Origin of the sequence: Streptomyces sp. GbtcB6 (genome assembly GCF_019091475.1) — a bacterium.
Lineage (GTDB): Bacteria > Actinomycetota > Actinomycetes > Streptomycetales > Streptomycetaceae > Streptomyces > Streptomyces hyaluromycini.
Map to the genome: position 1 here is coordinate 397,501 of NZ_JAGXJL010000001.1, position 16,080 is coordinate 413,580.

General features: G+C 72.7%; 15 protein-coding genes and 1 riboswitch. Of the genes, 9 read left to right on the forward strand and 6 right to left on the reverse strand.

Features of this window, described 5'->3' with window-relative positions; genetic code table 11:
- Window positions 1-117 precede the first annotated feature (117 nt).
- Window positions 118-681 carry an SAV_6107 family HEPN domain-containing protein gene (locus tag KVT45_RS01810; protein ID WP_217544582.1) on the reverse strand — a complete coding sequence of 188 codons (564 nt, stop codon included), beginning with the start codon at window positions 679-681 and terminating at the stop codon, window positions 118-120.
- A 174-nt stretch (window positions 682-855) separates the two neighbouring features.
- Between KVT45_RS01810 and KVT45_RS01815 the strand changes: the two genes are divergently transcribed.
- From KVT45_RS01815 to KVT45_RS01835, 5 genes are all read left to right on the forward strand, one after another.
- Window positions 856-1,608 carry an ATP-binding cassette domain-containing protein gene (locus tag KVT45_RS01815; protein ID WP_217544584.1) on the forward strand — a complete coding sequence of 251 codons (753 nt, stop codon included), beginning with the start codon at window positions 856-858 and terminating at the stop codon, window positions 1,606-1,608.
- Complete coding sequence (locus KVT45_RS01820) at window positions 1,580-3,664, forward strand: YhgE/Pip domain-containing protein (RefSeq protein ID WP_217544586.1); 2,085 nt, start codon at window positions 1,580-1,582, stop codon at window positions 3,662-3,664. Before KVT45_RS01815 ends, KVT45_RS01820 begins: the two co-directional genes overlap by 29 nt.
- A 61-nt stretch (window positions 3,665-3,725) precedes the next feature.
- Entirely contained in the window at window positions 3,726-4,352 is a 627-nt protein-coding gene (locus KVT45_RS01825; protein WP_217544588.1) for a TetR/AcrR family transcriptional regulator, read from the forward strand.
- A 416-nt stretch (window positions 4,353-4,768) separates the two neighbouring features.
- Window positions 4,769-5,383, forward strand: coding sequence for a DUF4126 domain-containing protein (locus KVT45_RS01830; RefSeq protein WP_217544589.1), 615 nt, complete (start codon window positions 4,769-4,771; stop codon window positions 5,381-5,383).
- Window positions 5,384-5,430: 47 nt separating this feature from the next.
- A complete protein-coding gene (locus KVT45_RS01835) occupies window positions 5,431-6,945 on the forward strand; it encodes an NAD(P)/FAD-dependent oxidoreductase (RefSeq protein ID WP_217544591.1) in 1,515 nt (504 codons plus the stop codon).
- Window positions 6,946-6,966: 21 nt separating this feature from the next.
- Here the strand turns inward: KVT45_RS01835 and KVT45_RS01840 are convergent, their stop codons facing one another.
- The 5 genes from KVT45_RS01840 to KVT45_RS01860 form a co-directional block, all read right to left on the reverse strand.
- Entirely contained in the window at window positions 6,967-7,980 is a 1,014-nt protein-coding gene (locus KVT45_RS01840; protein WP_217544593.1) for a hypothetical protein, read from the reverse strand.
- 56 nt (window positions 7,981-8,036) lie between these two features.
- On the reverse strand, window positions 8,037-8,960 hold the full coding sequence (metF, locus tag KVT45_RS01845; protein ID WP_217544594.1) for a methylenetetrahydrofolate reductase [NAD(P)H]: 924 nt from the start codon (window positions 8,958-8,960) through the stop codon (window positions 8,037-8,039).
- Window positions 8,961-9,101: 141 nt separating this feature from the next.
- Entirely contained in the window at window positions 9,102-9,749 is a 648-nt protein-coding gene (gene thiE / locus KVT45_RS01850) for a thiamine phosphate synthase (RefSeq protein WP_217544596.1), read from the reverse strand.
- A gap of 32 nt (window positions 9,750-9,781) precedes the next feature.
- Window positions 9,782-10,147: an Rv2175c family DNA-binding protein gene (locus KVT45_RS01855; RefSeq protein WP_217544598.1), complete on the reverse strand. Its 366-nt coding sequence runs from the start codon at window positions 10,145-10,147 to the stop codon at window positions 9,782-9,784.
- 110 nt (window positions 10,148-10,257) lie between these two features.
- Complete coding sequence (locus KVT45_RS01860) at window positions 10,258-11,493, reverse strand: NAD(P)/FAD-dependent oxidoreductase (protein ID WP_217544600.1); 1,236 nt, start codon at window positions 11,491-11,493, stop codon at window positions 10,258-10,260.
- Window positions 11,494-11,622: 129 nt separating this feature from the next.
- Window positions 11,623-11,734, forward strand: a riboswitch (TPP riboswitch).
- On the opposite strand from KVT45_RS01860, the gene thiO reads away from it, so the two are divergent.
- The 4 genes from thiO to pknB all read left to right on the forward strand — a co-directional run bounded on the left by thiO (window position 11,732) and on the right by pknB (window position 16,078).
- A complete protein-coding gene (thiO, locus tag KVT45_RS01865) occupies window positions 11,732-12,892 on the forward strand; it encodes a glycine oxidase ThiO (protein ID WP_217544602.1) in 1,161 nt (386 codons plus the stop codon). It overlaps the preceding riboswitch by 3 nt.
- Complete coding sequence (gene thiS / locus KVT45_RS01870) at window positions 12,889-13,116, forward strand: sulfur carrier protein ThiS (protein ID WP_217544604.1); 228 nt, start codon at window positions 12,889-12,891, stop codon at window positions 13,114-13,116. The genes thiO and thiS overlap by 4 nt, the downstream gene beginning before the upstream one ends.
- Before the next feature lie 3 nt (window positions 13,117-13,119).
- Window positions 13,120-13,914 carry a thiazole synthase gene (locus tag KVT45_RS01875; protein ID WP_217544606.1) on the forward strand — a complete coding sequence of 265 codons (795 nt, stop codon included), beginning with the start codon at window positions 13,120-13,122 and terminating at the stop codon, window positions 13,912-13,914.
- Window positions 13,915-14,119: 205 nt separating this feature from the next.
- On the forward strand, window positions 14,120-16,078 hold the full coding sequence (pknB, locus tag KVT45_RS01880) for a Stk1 family PASTA domain-containing Ser/Thr kinase (RefSeq protein WP_217544607.1): 1,959 nt from the start codon (window positions 14,120-14,122) through the stop codon (window positions 16,076-16,078).
- Window positions 16,079-16,080 lie beyond the last annotated feature (2 nt).

Below are 16,080 nucleotides of genomic sequence, written 5' to 3' on the forward strand. Positions count from 1 at the left end.
CTCTCCACCCTATTGCCTCCGCCGCCTCGCCCCCTATCGCCTCCGCCGCCGCGCCCGGTCATCTCGCGCCGGGCGGTTTCCTTCCCGGTCATCTCGCGCCGGCGGCCTCCGTCCCGGTCATCCCGCGTCGGGCAGTTCCCTCCCCGGGGCGCCGGCCGGCCGCTCCCCGTCCTCCCGGCGCGCCTGTGGCAGCACCGGCTGCAGGACGAGCATCCGCTCGACGATGCGGAGGAACATCGCCACGTCGCGTATCAGGTCGTCGGCGTCCCGGCGGTTCGCCGCGCCCTGGATGCCGGCCTCGGCGCGGGCCCGGCGGCCGGCGCCGGAGGCGAAGAGGGCGCTCCACTCGGTGAGCTCGGGCGCGACCTCGGGGAGCACCTCCCAGGCGCTGCGGATCCGGGCCCGGCGCCGGGGCGAGGTCTCGGGGCGGGCGCGGGCGGCGAGCACGGCGGCCGCGGTGCGCAGGGCGGCCAGGTGGGCGGTCGCATAGCGCTCGTTGGGGGTGTCGAGCAGTTCGGCCTCGTCGAGGGCGGCGCGGGCCTGGGTGAGCAGGTCGAGGGCGGCGGGCGGGGCCGTGGCCCGGCGGAGCACGGGGTGCACATCGCTCGCCGGGCCGGTCAGTGAGGGGGCAGGGCCGGTGGCGCGGCGCCGGTGGGCGGCGGCCGCTGAGGAGTTGGCCATGACGAACCTCCTGTCGTCTGAGTGACGGCGCCCTCACACGGGGTGCCGTATGTGCCCATCGTGCGGTATGGCACTGACAATCCGTTCTGACCTGGGCTTTTGCTTCGATCGAAAGTTCGGGTTAGTTTTTGCACTGACCAGTCAGTTCAAAAACAACGCCACAGGGGGGAACCTGTGCACGGCGTACCTGTCACGGCCGAGAGCCTCGGGCTCAAGGGGCCGCGCGGCTGGGCGTTCCAGGGGATCTCCCTGGACGCCGGGCCCGGCGCGCTGATTGCGGTGGAAGGGCCGTCCGGCTCCGGCCGCACCTGTCTGCTGCTCGCGCTCACCGGCCGGATGAAGACCACCGAGGGCACCGCGACCGTCGGCGGGGCCCGGCTGCCGGGGCAGCTCGCGGCCGTACGGCGGTTCAGCGCGGTGGCCAACGTGGCCGGGGTCACCGACCTCGAACCCGCCCTGACCGTCGCCGAGCACCTGCGCGAACGGGCCCTGCTGCAACGCCGGTTCGGCGACTCCCTGCGCGCGCTGCTGCGGCCCCGCGCGGACCGCGGGGCGCGGGCACAGCAGCGCATCGACGACGCCCTGGCCGCCGTCGGGCTCGACCTGGAGTCGCTGCCCAAGGGCGCCCGCACCGCCGTACGGGACCTGGAGCGGATCGAGGCGCTGCGGCTGTCCGTGGCACTGGCCATGGTCGGGAAGCCCCGGCTGCTCGCCGTGGACGACGCGGACCTGAAGCTGTCGCAGGCCGAACGTGCCGACGTACAGGCGCTGTTGGCGTCGATCGCCGCGTCCGGGACGACGGTGGTGGCGGTGTGCGGAGAGGCCCTGGCGGGGGCCGTCGTCGTACACACCGGGAGCACCGGGGCAACGGAGACTTCGGAAGAGGAGGAGGCCGACGATGCGCTCGCCGCGACTGGCCGCGCTTGAGCTCAGGCGCTTCGGACGGGGCAGGCTGCCACGCGCCGCCCTGGTGGCCCTGCTGGTGCTGCCGCTGCTGTACGGCGCGCTGTACCTGTGGTCGTTCTGGGATCCGTACGGCCGCCTCGACCGCGTGCCCGTGGCGCTCGTGAACGACGACAGGGGAGCGACGGCGAGCGGCAAGAGGCTCACCGCGGGCGACGACATCGTCGCCGGGCTGAAGGACAGCAGGACCTTCGAATGGCACGAGGTGAGCGCCGCCGAGGCGCGCCGGGGCGTCGAGGACGGCACGTACTACCTGTCGCTGACCATGCCCGCCGACTTCAGCGCGCGCATCGCCTCCAGCGCGGGCGACTCCCCGGAGACCGGCGCGCTCCAGGTGCGCACGAACGACGCGAACAACTACATCGTCGGGCAAATCTCCCGCACGGTCTTCAACGAGGTGCGCTCGGCCGCCTCGACCAAGGCCTCCCGGTCCTTCCTGGACCGGATCTTCATCTCGTTCGCCGACATCCACGGGCAGACCGTGAAGGCCGCCGAGGGCGCCGACACGCTCACCGGTGGCATCGGGAAGGCCGAGAAGGGATCCAAGGACCTCGCGGACGGCCTGAAGGACGCCAAGACCGGCAGCGGGAAGCTCGCCAAGGGGATCAGGAAGCTGGACGCGGGCGCGGCGACGCTGGAGGACGGCTCGCAGCAGGTCGCGGACGGCACCCAGGTCCTGGCGGACCAGGTCGACGGGGTCTACGGCAAGGTCGGCCCGTACCTGGCGAAGAACGAGAAGACCATCGGTGACACGGCGCAGTTGGTGGCCGACTCGGCGCGGACCGTCCGGGACAACCTGGGCGTCCTGGTGAAGACCGCTCCGGCGGCCGCGAAGACCGCCCACGCGGCCGCCGGCACGCTGGACGAGGTCTACACGGCGCGCTGTTCGGCGAAGCTGCTGACCGACCCGGTCTGCCCCGACCTGAAGAAGGCCAGGGACGCGGCCGACGACGTGGCCGCCGTCGCCGACGACCTCGACACGCTGATCGCCGACCAGAACGGCGACCTGAAGACGCTCGACGCGAACCTCGGCACGCTCCAGACCCAGGCGCAGGCCCTCGCCGACCGCGCCCCGCACCTCTCCGAGGACGTCGCCGACGCCGTCAAGAAGATCGACAAGCTGAACGACGGCGCGGCCCGGGTGGCCGCGGGCGCCGCGAGGCTGCACACCGGACTCGGCACGGCCACCACCGGCGCCACCGGCCTCGACAGCGGCATCGGCAAGCTGAAGACCGGCGCCTACGACCTCAGCGGCGGGATGTACAAGCTCGCCGACGGCTCCAGCACGCTCGCCGGCGGCCTGCACGACGGCGCGGCGAAGATCCCCGACTACGACAGGCAGGACCGCGACCGGCGCACCGGGGTCATGTCCGACCCGGTCCAGCTCGCCTCGCAGGACCTGCACAAGGCGCCCAACTACGGCACCGGGTTCGCCCCGTACTTCATCCCGCTCTCCCTGTGGGTCGGCGCGATGGTGGCCTACATGCTGATCCAGCCGCTCAACCGGCGTGCCCTGGCGGCCGGTTCGGCGGCCTGGCGGATCGCGCTGGCGGGCTGGCTGCCGGTGGTCGCGGTCGGCGTGCTGCAGACGGCCGCCCTGATGGCCGTACTGCACTGGGCGATCGGGCTCCAGATGGTCCGCGCGGCCGGGACGGTCGGCTTCCTCTTCCTGGTGACGGCCTGCTTCGCGGCGATCGTGCAGTGGCTGAACGCGCGCTTCGGGGCGGCGGGGCGGATCCTGGTCCTCGCCCTGCTGATGCTCCAGCTGACGTCGGCGGGCGGCACGTATCCCGTGCAGACCAGCCCGGGCTTCTTCGACGCGATCCACCCGTTCCTGCCGATGAGCTATGTCGTAGCGGCGCTGCGGCGGCTGATCACGGGCGGCGGCCTGGGGCCGGTGTGGCAGGCCTGTGCCGTCCTGGTGGCGTTCACGGCGGGTGCCCTGGCGCTCACCGCGGTGTCCGCCCGGCGCCGCCAGGTGTGGACGCTGGACCGCCTGCATCCCGAGCTGAGCCTGTGAGGCCTCGATGACCTCCTCTTCCGTGCCCGCGGAGGCCGCCGTTCCTGTGAGAATCGGGACCATGGAAAGCAGCAGCACCACGGGCGGCAGCACACGCCGTGAGGCCACCCGGCAGAAGCTCTACGAGGCCGCCGTCACGCTCATCGCCGAGCAGGGCTTCTCGGCCACCACGGTGGACGAGATCGCCGAACGGGCCGGCGTCGCGAAGGGCACCGTCTACTACAACTTCGCGAGCAAGTCGGTCCTCTTCGAGGAGTTGCTGCGGCACGGCGTGGGTCTGCTCACCGCGTCCCTGCGGGACGCCGCCGAGCAGACCGCGCGCGAGGGCGGCAGCCGGGTCGACGCCCTGGACGCGATGGTCCGCGCGGGTCTCGTCTTCATCGACCGCTACCCGGCCTTCACACAGCTCTACGTGGCGGAGCTGTGGCGCACCAACCGGGCCTGGCAGTCGACGCTGATGGTGGTCCGGCAGCAGGCCGTCGCGGTCGTCGAGGGCGTACTGCGCGAGGGCGTGGACAACGGCGAGTTCAGCGACGAGATCGATGTGCAGCTGACGGCGGCCGCACTGGTCGGGATGGTGCTGGTGGCCGCGCTGGACTGGAAGTCCTTCCAGCCGGAGCGCTCCCTGGACGACGTCCACGCGGCTCTGTCCCGGCTGCTGCAGGGGCGGGTGAGCGGCAAGGGCTGAGCCTTTCCGGGACCGGCAAGCGCGCGTGGCCGCGAGAAAGCCGCACGCGCGCGCGTGCACAGACGAAAGCGCCGGTCCGTGGTGGCCGCGTCCCCCGCGGGCCGCCGTCGGACCGGCGCCTTCCGTACTCCCCCGTGTTCCCCCGGTTTCCCGCTGTTCCCCCGGGTCCCCTCTCCCCCGTGTCTCGCTTCCGCCGACGCGAATCGGCGGAAGGAGCGGTCGAGGGCGCCGGCGCCGTTCCGCCGCCCCGTGTCGGCGGTACCGGACCTCGCGCCCCTTTCCGTGTCTCCACTCTCTCGTTCACGCAGGTCGCGGCCCATCCGCGCGCGTACTCAACTCGCTCCCTAGGTACGCGTACTCAGGTGTGCGCACGCAGGCCCAGGACGCGCGGCCGCCGACTGGTTACGATCGCGTCCGTGTCGGTACTCCCCTTGGTCTTCACCAGCGGCTGGGCCAGCGGAATCAACGCCTATGCGGTGGTGCTGCTGCTCGGTCTCTTCGGCGCGACGGGCCTGAGCGACGACGTCCCCGAGACGCTGCAGCGCCCCGAGGTGCTGATCGTCGCGGGCGTGCTGTTCCTGTGCGAGGCGGTCGCCGACAAGATCCCGTACGTCGACTCGGTGTGGGACTCCGTGCACACGGTGATCCGGCCGGTGGCGGGCGCCTGGGTCGGGGCGCTGCTCGCCGGGCACAGCGGCTCGCTCTCGGACGTGGCGGCCGGCCTGGTCGGCGGTTCCACGGCCCTCGCCAGCCACACCGTGAAGGCCGGTACCCGGATGGCGATCAACACCTCGCCGGAGCCGTTCAGCAACATCGTGGTGAGCCTGGCGGAGGATCTCGGGGTCGCCGGCATCGTGACGTTCGCGATGTTCCATCCGCTGCCGGCGGCGATCATCGCGGGTGTACTGCTGGCCACCGGCCTGATCGTGCTGGTGTTCCTGATCTCCCGGATCCGGCGCTTCTGGCGCCGCCGCGCCCAGCGCCGGGAGGAACGGCGGCTCGCGGCGCAGGTGGGACGGCCTCCCGGCTGACGGCCCGCCGGACCGGAGTGTCAGTGGCGGTCGATAAAGTCGCGGGCATGGGACGGATTGCGGTGATCGGCGCCGGGATGGGCGCCATGGCGGCGGCCGCCCGGCTGGCCGTCGCGGGCCACCGGGTGACGGTGTACGAGCGGACGGACACGTACGGCGGCGGGGTGGGCCGGTTCGAGCGCGACGGGTTCGCCTTCGACACCGGACCGGGGCTGCTGCCGCTGCCCGCCGTGTACCGCGACCTGTTCGTCAAGACCGGCAAGGAGCCGCTGGAGGACTGTGTCGAGCTGGTCCAGGTGGACCCGTCGGCCCGGCACGTCTTCGCCGACGGCACGCAGGTGTCCCTGCCGAACGCGTCCCGCGCGGGCGTCGTCGCCGCCCTCGACGAGGCCCTCGGGGCCGGCGCCGGGCAGCGCTGGGGCGACTTCCTGGTGCGGGCCCGGGAGGCCTGGGACCGCACCCGGCGCCCGCTCCTGGAAGAACCGCTGTGGCCGGACTGGCAGGTGCTGGCCGAGCGCGAGCCGTACCCGTCGGTGCCGCACAAGAAGCTGCTGCGCACCCGCCGGGCGGCCACGCTCACCGAGATCGGCGCCTGGGAGCTGCGCGACGAGCGCCTCGCCGCCCTGCTGAACAGCCATGCGCTCGCCCACGGCCTCGACCCCCGGGACACTCCGGCGAGCGCGGCCGTCCTGCCGTACCTGGAGCATGCCTTCGGCACCTGGTATGTGCGCGGTGGCATGAGGGAGTTGGCGCGCGCGGTGTACGAGCGGTGCGTGCGCCGGAGAGTCGAGTTCGTGTTCGGTGCCGAGGTCACGGCGGTGCTGGCGAAGGACGGTCGCGCGGCGGGGGTGGAGCTGGCCGACGGTGGTGTGGTCGACGCGGACCATGTGGTGGCCGGAGTGGATCCGGTACGGCTGGACGCCCTGACCCGGCGGACGGGGTGTCCGCTCGACGCCGACGGTGATGTGCGGGCCGACCGGAAGGCGGCGCGCCCGGGCCGCTTCACCGTGCTGCTCGCGCTGCGTGGCGGGCCCGAGGCCGGTGCCGCGCACCGCACGATCGTGCACCCCCCGGACGAGGAGACCGAGCTGGACCTGCTGGTCGCGCCCGGCGGCGACCGGCCGGTGCGCCCCACCGTGACGGTGCTGCGCCCCGACGACCCGGCGCTCAGACCGGACGGCGACCACGAGTCCGTGGTGCTGTCGGCGGTGCTGTCGACCGAGGCCGGCTGGGAGAAGGACAGCACCGCTCGGGCTTACACGGATTTCCTCCTCGAAGCCGCCGAGGCGGCCGTCCCGGGGCTGCGGGAGCGCCTGATCTGGCACGAGACGCGACTGCCGGAACGGGTCACGGACACCACGGGGTCCGGGGAGATCTCCGCTCCGTCCCTCGCCGCCGGCCAGGGCCGCTTCCTGCACCCGGCCAACACCACCCGGTTGCCGGGCCTGTACCGGGTGGGCGGCCGGTCACACCCCGGTGGCGGGCTTCCGCACGCGGGCATGTCGGGGGCGCTGGTGGCGGGGCTGATCGTGGAGGGGCCGGAGTTCCGCGGCTCGCAGTGAGCCGGGCCTTCGGGGAAGGCTTCAGAAACGGTACTGCTGCTCGTCGTACCCGTTGTTGCCCTGCTGCTGGCCCTGCTGCTGCCCCTGCCCGTCGCCGCCCTGGCCCTGGTAGGGGTACGGCTGCTCCTGCGGGAGTTCGCCGCCGTAGGTCTCGTCGGCGCGCTGCTGCGGGACCCAGACACCGCCCGCCGGGGTCTCGCCGTAGCCGCCGGTGCCGTACTGGCCCTGGGCGTACCCCTGCTGGTCGTACTGCTGGGTGCCGTACGACGACTGGTCGTACCCGGCGCCGCCGTAGGTCTGGTTGTTGCCGATGTACGGGTCGGAGTAGTTGGCGTACTGCTGCTGGGCGCCCGTGTCGTAGCCGTACTGCTGCTGGCCGTAACCGGAGTAGTCGTAGGCGTAGTTCTGGTCGGTGCCCTGGGCGGCGTACGCCTGGTCCTGGCCGGCGGTCGCGTAGGCGGCCTGCTGGTCGCCGGTGGCCGCGTAGCCGGAGTCGCGGTAGACGCCGTAGGAGCCGGTGTCCTCGGGCATCGGCTGCGGCTCGTACACCGTGCTGGACTCGGCCGCGCCGGGCTCCATGGTGCGGGCCGCCGGGGTGAAGACGTCGTCACGGTCGTACTCGTCACCGCCGCCGTAGGCCGGCATGCTGCCCGTGGCGTAGGCGCCCTGCTGCTCGGCGTAGGCGGTGTCGGCCGCGTCCGGGTCGGTGGCCTCCAGGCCCGGGTCCTCGTCCGGCTCGCCGCGGCGGCGCTTGGTCAGGCCGCCCTCACCGTCCGCACCGGGGCGCTTGACCGCCCAGCCGGCCTCGAAGCCACGGCGGAACGACAGCGTGACGTAGGTCTGGCCGACCGCGAAGGCGATCGCGCCCACGCCGATCACGATGACCGACGGGATCAGGACACCGAAGACGACACCGACGAAGCCGACGAAGGCGAGCAGCCGCCAGCGCAGCCGCGCCTTGTACTGCAGCAGTACCTCGCCGAGCAACCACAACGCGACGATGCCGAACGCTACGTAGAGGACCGTCCAGCCCATGTACGCCCCTCCTCCTGTGACCGCTACGCAGTGTGTCCTACTCCGGTGCGGCCGGTCTAGGCCCGCGGGGGATGGTGCAGGCCCAGGTTCTCGTAGATTTCCAGCGTCGCCGTGGAGTTGTTGAGCGTGATGAAGTGCAGTCCTGGCACTCCCTCGGCCAGCAGCCGGGCGCAGAACTCCGTGGCGTACTCGATGCCAATGGAGCGTACCGCCGTCGGATCGTCTTTCGCTGTGAGGATCCGCTCTTTCAGGGCGTCCGGGAAGGCTGCGTTGCTGAGTTTGGGCAGCCGTTCCAGCATCTTCACACTGGTGACGGGCAGGATTTCCGGAATGACCGGGGTCTCGCAGCCGGCCGCGACGACCCGGTCACGAAGGCGAAGGTACGACTCGTCCTGGAAGAACATCTGCGTGATGGCGTAGTCGGCGCCCGCACGGCACTTGTCGACGAAGTGCCGGACGTCGGTGTCCCAGTCGCTGGAGCGCGGGTGCATCTCCGGGAAGGCGGCGACGCCCACGCAGAAGTCGCCCGACTCCTTGATGAGCCGCACGAGTTCGGCCGCGTAGGTCAGACCCTGCGGGTGCGCCACCCACTCCCCCATCGGGTCGCCGGGCGGGTCGCCGCGCACCGCGAGCATGTTGCGGATCCCGGCGTCCGCGTACTGGCCGATGATGTTGCGCAGCTCGGCCAGCGAGTGGTCGACCGCGGTGAGGTGGGCGACCGGGGTGAGCGTGGTGTCGGCGACGATCTGCTGGGTCTCCTTGACCGTGCCCGCGCGGGTGGAGCCGCCGGCGCCGTAGGTGACGGAGACGAAGTCGGGGGCGACCGCCTCGACCCGCCGGAGCGCGCTCCACAGGTTCCGCTCGCCCTTGGGGGTCTTCGGCGCCGAGAACTCGAACGAGTACGTGGTCTTGCCGTTGGCGAGCATGTCGCGCACGGTGCGTGCGCGGTCAGTCCTGGTCGATGCGGTTCCTAGGGCCATACCCGCAGGTTAGCCAGGGGCGGACGGCCACCCAACCGAACTCGGGATATTTGCCCGAATTGTCGAGCTCGCGTCCGGATACTGGACAAGTTTCCGGACAGCCGGACAGCCGTACCCCGCGCTGCACGGCCGTACCCCGCGCTACTGCGACCGCAGCCGCTTGGCGAACTCGGCCGCCGCCGCGCCCGGGTCGTCGGCCGCGGTGAGCCCGCGGACCACGACCACCCGGCGGGCGCCCGCGTCCAGCACCTGGTCGAGGTTGCCGAGGTCGATGCCGCCGATGGCGAACCAGGGACGGTCGGTGCCCAGCGCGGCGGTGTACCGCACCAGGCCGAGGCCGGGGGCGGGGCGGCCGGGCTTGGTGGGGGTGGGCCAGCAGGGGCCGGTGCAGAAGTAGTCCACGCCGTCCTGCACGGCGGCCGCGGCGGCCTCGGACTCGGCGTGCGTGGAGCGGCCGATCAGGACGTCCGGGCCGAGGATCGCGCGGGCGGCCGGGACCGGCAGGTCGCCCTGGCCGAGGTGGAGCACGTCGGCGCCGGCCGCGTGGGCCACGTCCGCGCGGTCGTTGACCGCGAGCAGCTTGCCGTGCCGGGCGCAGGCGTCGGCGAACACCGCGAGGTGCTCCAGCTCCTCGGCGGCCTCCATACCCTTGTCGCGCAGCTGCACGATGTCGACACCGCCCGCCAGGACCACGTCCAGGAACTCGGCGAGGTCGCCCTGCTCCTTACGGGCGTCCGTGCACAGGTAGAGCCGGGCGTCGGCCAGCTGGGCGCGGGCGGTGTCGGTCATCGGTGTCCCCCGTCGGTTCGGTACTGGTTGCCTCAGACGGCGAGCGCCTGGGCGCGGCGCTTCACCTCCGTGCCGCGATTCTCGCTGAGCGCCTGCGCGGGGGTGCCGGGCAGGGTCTCGTCGGGAGTGAAGAGCCACTCCAGCATCTCTTCGTCCGTGAAGCCGTCGTCCCGAAGGAGCGTCAGGGTGCCGGTCAGGCCCTTGACGACCTTGTCCCCGTCGATGAAGGCGGCGGGGACGTGCAGTGCCTTGTTCTCACCACGGCGGACGGCGATGAGCTGGCCCTCCTTGACCAGCTGCCGCACGCGCGTCACCTCGACGTCCATCATCTCTGCGATGTCGGGGAGGGTGAGCCAGGCGGGGACGAGAGCGTCGATGTTTGTGTCAATCTCGGTCACGGGACAAGGGTAGGCGTTCCGCCGGGTGGGCCGCGATGGGTGGTGCCGGGTACGTGTCGGTGGTCGGGTGCGGCGCCGTGGGGGCTGGTCGCGCAGTTCCCCGCGCCCCTTCAGGGGGTTGCAGTCGCGTTTTTCAAGGGGCGGGCGGGGTCGGACAGAGCCTCCGGGTCCATCTGACGGCCCGCCTCGATCAGGCGGCGGCCCTGGGCCAGGTCTCGTGGGCGGCCTACCGCCAACAGGGCGACCAGGCGGGTCTCGCGGAGCCAGCAGACGCTCCAGGACGGGCCCGTCGGGTCGCCGCGCCAGACCATGCGGTCGGCGGCGGCGTGGTGGCCGGCGTACTGGACGAAGCGGCCGAACTGTTCCGACCAGAAGTACGGCACCGGGTCGTAGACCGCGTCGGACTCGCCGAGGATGTTGGCGGCGACCGTGCGCGGGCCCTGGAGGGCGTTGTCCCAGTGGTGGACCAGCAGGCGCTCGCCGTAGCGGCCGGACGGGAAGGAGGCGCAGTCGCCGACCGCGTAGACGTCCGGGACGCTGGTGCGCAGACGGTCGTCGGCCAGCACGTCGCCGTGGGTGCCCAGCTCGATGCCGGAGCCGGTCAGCCAGGCGGTGGCGGGGCGGGCTCCGATGCCGACCACGACGGCGCCCGCGGGCAGCCGCGAGCCGTCGTCGAGCACCACCGCGCCGGGCTCGACGCCGGCCACGCGCGCGTGGGTGCGCAGTTCGGTGCCGCTGTCCGCGTACCAGGCGGTCATCGGCGCGGCGACCTCGGCCGGGAGCGCTCCCGCGAGCGGCCGGTCGGCGGCCTCCACGACCGTCACCGCGCAGCCGGCCTCACGGGCCGCGGTGGCGAACTCGGCGCCGATCCAGCCCGCGCCGACGACCACGATGTCGTGCTGCCGGGCGAGCACGGGCCGCAGCCGCTCGGCGTCGTCCAGGGTGCGCAGCAGATGGACGCCGGGCACGCCCTCGGTGCCGGGCAGCGTGATCGGCTCGGCGCCGGTGGCGAGGACCAGGACGTCGTACGCCACCGGTCCGGTCTCGGTGTCCAGCTCGTGGTCGGCGGTGCGTACGCCCAGCGCGTCGCGGCCGAGTGCCAGCTCGATGCCGAGCGCCTCGAAGTCGACCTCGAAGGCGGAGCCCTCGGCCTTGCCGAGCAGCACGGCCTTGGAGAGCGGCGGCCGGTCGTACGGCTGGTGCGGCTCGGCGCCGATCAGCGTGACGGTGCCGGTGAACCCGCGCTCGCGCAGGGCGACGGCGGTCTGCACCCCGGCCATGCCCGCGCCCACGACGACCACGCGCCGCATCTGTGACGTGCTCCGTCGCTGCGTCTGCTCGCTCACCTGATCACCATAGACAAGAACGATAGACAACTGACAAAGAGTCAGTCAGGGGGCGTGGCGAGTGACCTGTTCCACAGCGCCGTCCGAGGCCGTCTTACAAGGGCGGAGCTCCGCGGGCTAGGGTGGCGGGGAAGCACACGCGGGAGCCCGGACGCACCGGGCTGAGAGGGAGGCTGGCGGCCTCCGACCGTACGAACCTGATCCGGGTCATGCCGGCGAAGGGAGGGGCTGGACGCCCATGTCCTCACGTACGTCCGACGTCCTCGTCATCGGGGGCGGAATCATCGGCCTGGTCACGGCCTGGCGCGCCGCGCAGCGCGGGCTCGCCACCGCCGTGGTGGACCCCGCGCCCGGCGGCGGGGCCGCGCAGGTCGCGGCCGGGATGCTGGCCGCGGTCACCGAACTGCACTACGGCGAGCAGACCCTGCTGGGGCTCAACCTGGCCTCCGCGCGCCGCTATCCCGGCTTCGTCACCGAGCTGACCGAGCTCACCGGCCACGACCTCGGCTACCGGCGCTGCGGCACGCTCGCGGTCGCGCTGGACGCCGACGACCGCGCCCATCTGCGCGAGCTGCACACGCTCCAGCAGCAGTCGGGCCTGGAGTCCGAGTGGCTGTCCGGGCGGGAGTGCCGGCGCCTGGAGCCGATGCTCGCGCCGGGTGTGCGCGGCGGGCTGCGGGTCGACGGCGACCACCAGATCGACCCACGCCGGCTGGCGGCCGCGCTGGTGGCCGCGTGCGAGCGAGCCGGGGTGGTCTTCCACCGCGACTGGGCCGAGCGCCTGGAGGTGGTGCGGGGGCGGGCCGCCGGTGTCGTCACCCGCGCGGGTGACACGTTGGGCGCCGGGCAGGTGGTGCTCGCCGGCGGGAGCCTGAGCGGGCGGCTGGCGGGCGTTCCTGACGACGTGCTGCCGCCGGTACGGCCGGTGAAGGGGCAGGTGCTGCGGCTGGCCGTGCCCGCGCGGTACGCGCCGTTCCTCAGCCGGACCGTACGGGCCGTGGTGCGTGGCGGGAACGTCTACCTGGTGCCCCGGGAGAACGGCGAACTGGTCGTCGGAGCGACCAGCGAGGAGCTCGGCTGGGACACGACGGTCACGGCGGGCGGCGTGTACGAGCTGCTGCGCGACGCGCACGAACTGGTGCCCGGGATCACCGAACTGCCCCTGACCGAGACCCGGGCCGGACTGCGCCCCGGCTCCCCCGACAACGCGCCGCTGCTCGGGCCGACCCGCCTCGACGGGCTGCTGCTGGCCACCGGGCACTACCGCAACGGGGTGCTGCTCACGCCGGTCACGGGGGACGTGATGGCGGAGCTGCTGGCCGGCGGCGAGCTGCCGGCGGAGGCCCGTCCGTTCACGCCGAGGCGATTCGGCGACGTACTCGTGGAGCAGACCGCATGAACACCCCCGTCACGAACATCCCCGTCACCATCTCCGTCAACGGGGAGCGCCGGGAGATCGCCCCGGGCACCGCTCTCGACACGCTCGTGCGGTCTCTCACCGCCGCACCCGCCGGGGTGGCCGCGGCCGTCAACGAGACCGTCGTACCGCGCGGGCAGTGGGCGTCGACCGGGCTCGCCGAAGGCGACCGCGTGGAAGTCCTCACCGCCGTACAGGGAGGCTGAGCCATGGCCGACGACCCGTTCGTCCTCGGGGGTACCACCTTCTCCTCCCGGCTGATCATGGGGACCGGGGGTGCGCCCAGCCTGGAGGTGCTGGAGCGGGCGCTCGTCGCGTCCGGGACCGAGCTGACGACGGTCGCGATGCGGCGGGTGGACCCGGGGGTACGGGGATCCGTGCTGTCGGTCCTCGACCGGCTGGGGATCCGGGTGCTGCCGAACACGGCGGGGTGCTACACCGCCGGGGAGGCCGTGCTGACGGCCCGGCTGGCGCGGGAGGCGCTGGGGACCTCGCTGGTCAAGCTGGAGGTCATCGCCGACGAGCGGACCTTGCTCCCCGACCCGGTCGAGCTCCTTGACGCGGCGGAGACGCTGGTGGACGACGGGTTCACGGTGCTGCCGTACACGAACGACGATCCGGTGCTGGCCCGGAAGCTGGAGGACGTGGGGTGCGCCGCGGTGATGCCGCTCGGGTCGCCGATCGGGTCCGGGCTCGGGATCCGCAACCCGCACAACTTCCAGCTGATCGTCGAGCACGCGCGCGTGCCGGTGATCCTGGACGCGGGAGCCGGTACGGCGTCGGACGTGGCGCTGGCGATGGAGCTGGGGTGTGCGGGGGTGATGCTGGCGTCGGCGGTGACGCGGGCGCGGGATCCCGAGCGGATGGCGTCCGCCATGCGGGCCGGGGTGGAGGCGGGGCGGCTGGCCCGGCTGGCGGGGCGGATTCCCCGTCGGTACCTCGCGGAGGCGTCGTCTCCTGCGGAGGGCCGGGCCGTGCTGGACCCCGAGCGCCCTGCGTTCTGAGCGCCGGCCCGCTCCCGCCTCGTCTCCCACCCGCGCACCACCCGAAACTGTCTGCTGAGAAGCGGGACTCTCCCGTGGGGGCCGATCACCGTCGGCGGCTGCGGCATATTCCAGCCAGGTGCGAAGCGTCACAGGTGCGCTGCAGTCCCCCGGGGAAAGCGGTCTCACCTGTGGGGCTGTCAGTCGGTGCTCGTACACTCGCTGGGTGGATACGACCCTTCAGGACCCCCTCGTCGGGCAGGTGCTAGACGGCCGTTATCGCGTCGACGCGCGGATCGCCGTCGGCGGGATGGCCACGGTGTACCGGGCCCTGGACATCCGGCTGGACCGCGTGCTCGCGCTGAAGGTGATGCACCCGGCGCTCGCCGCCGACGGGTCCTTCGTGGAGAGGTTCATCCGGGAGGCCAAGTCGGTCGCCCGGCTGGCCCACCCGAACGTCGTCCAGGTCTACGACCAGGGGGCCGACCGGTCGTACGTGTATCTGGCCATGGAGTACATCGCCGGCTGCACCCTGCGTGACGTGCTGCGCGAGCGCGGCGCGCTGCAGCCGCGGGCCGCGCTGGACATCCTGGAGCCGGTGCTGGCCGCGCTGGGCGCCGCGCACCGCGCCGGGTTCGTGCACCGGGACATGAAGCCCGAGAACGTGTTGATAGGGGACGACGGGCGGGTCAAGGTCGCGGACTTCGGGCTGGTGCGGTCCGTGGACACCGTCACCAGTACGACGGGGGCCGTGCTCGGGACCGTGGCCTATCTCGCGCCCGAGCAGGTCGAGAGCGGTGCCGCCGATCCACGCGTCGACGTGTACGCATGCGGTGTCGTGCTGTACGAGATGCTCACCGGGGAGAAGCCGCACGACGGGGACTCGCCCGCGGTCATCCTGTACAAGCATCTGCACGAGAACGTGCCGGCACCCTCCGCCGTCGTGCCGGGGCTCGCCTACGAGCTGGACGAGCTGGTCGCCCTCGGCACCGCCCGCAATCCCGAGGTCCGGCCGTACGACGCCGTCGCGCTGCTCGCCCTGCTGCGGCAGACGCGGAGCGTGCTCGGCGCCGAGCAGCTGGACGCCGTGCCGCCGCAGGCGCTGACGGAGGCGCATGACATCGCCGAGGACCGGACCAGTGTCATACCCCGGTCGCTGACCTCCCCCACGCTCGGCTTCGCTCGCGCGGGGGGACCCCCATCCCGCCCCCTGCCCGTCAACGAGGAGGACGAGGGGGTGCTGCGGACCAGCCGGTTCGAGGCGCCGCCTGTCCCGGACCGGCGGCGCGGGGGCCGTCGGTCCCGGCGCGGGCTGCTGACGCTGGTGGTCGCCGTACTGATCGTCTTCGGCGCGGGCGCCGGCGTCTGGTACATCAACTCCGGGCAGTTCACCAAGGTCCCGCCCCTGCTGTCGAAGACCGAGGCCCAGGCCACCGCGCGGCTGAAGGAGGCCGGGCTCGACGTCGGGTCGGTCGAGCACGCCTACAGCGACACGGTGAAGCGGGGCACGGTGATCAGCACCGACCCGGCGGCCGGCCGGCGGATCCGCAGCAACGACTCGGTGAAGCTCACCGTCTCGGACGGCCCCGAGACGGTGAACGTGCCGGACGTGCAGGGGCGGACGCTGGCCAAAGCCAAGCTGCTGCTGACCGCCGACGGGCTCGCACCGGGCATGGTGACCCGGGAGTTCAGCGAGGACGTCCCCAAGGGTTCGGTCATCTCGACGGATCCGGGGACCGGGACCAAGCGGCACGCGGGGACCGCGATCGCGCTCGTCGTCAGCAAGGGCGCCCCGGTCGACGTCCCGGACGTCACCGGCGACGACCTGGACGACGCCCGGCAGGAGCTGCAGGAGGCCGGGCTGAAGGTGACGGTGTCCGCCACCGAGATCAACTCCGAGTACGACCAGGGGCAGGTCGCCCAGCAGACCCCGGCGGGCGACGCGCAGGCCGCCGAGGGCGACACCGTGACGCTGACGCTGTCCAAGGGACCGGAGCTGGTCGAGGTGCCGAACGTGGTCGGGGCCACCGTGGACGACGCGACCAAGCTGCTGGAGCAGTCCGGTTTCCAGGTCAAGGAGAACCGCGGGCTGCTCGGCCTGTTCGGCGACACCGTGAAGAAGCAGTCGGTGGACGCCGGGGAACAGGCGCCCAAGGGGTCGACGATCACCATCACCATCCGCTGACC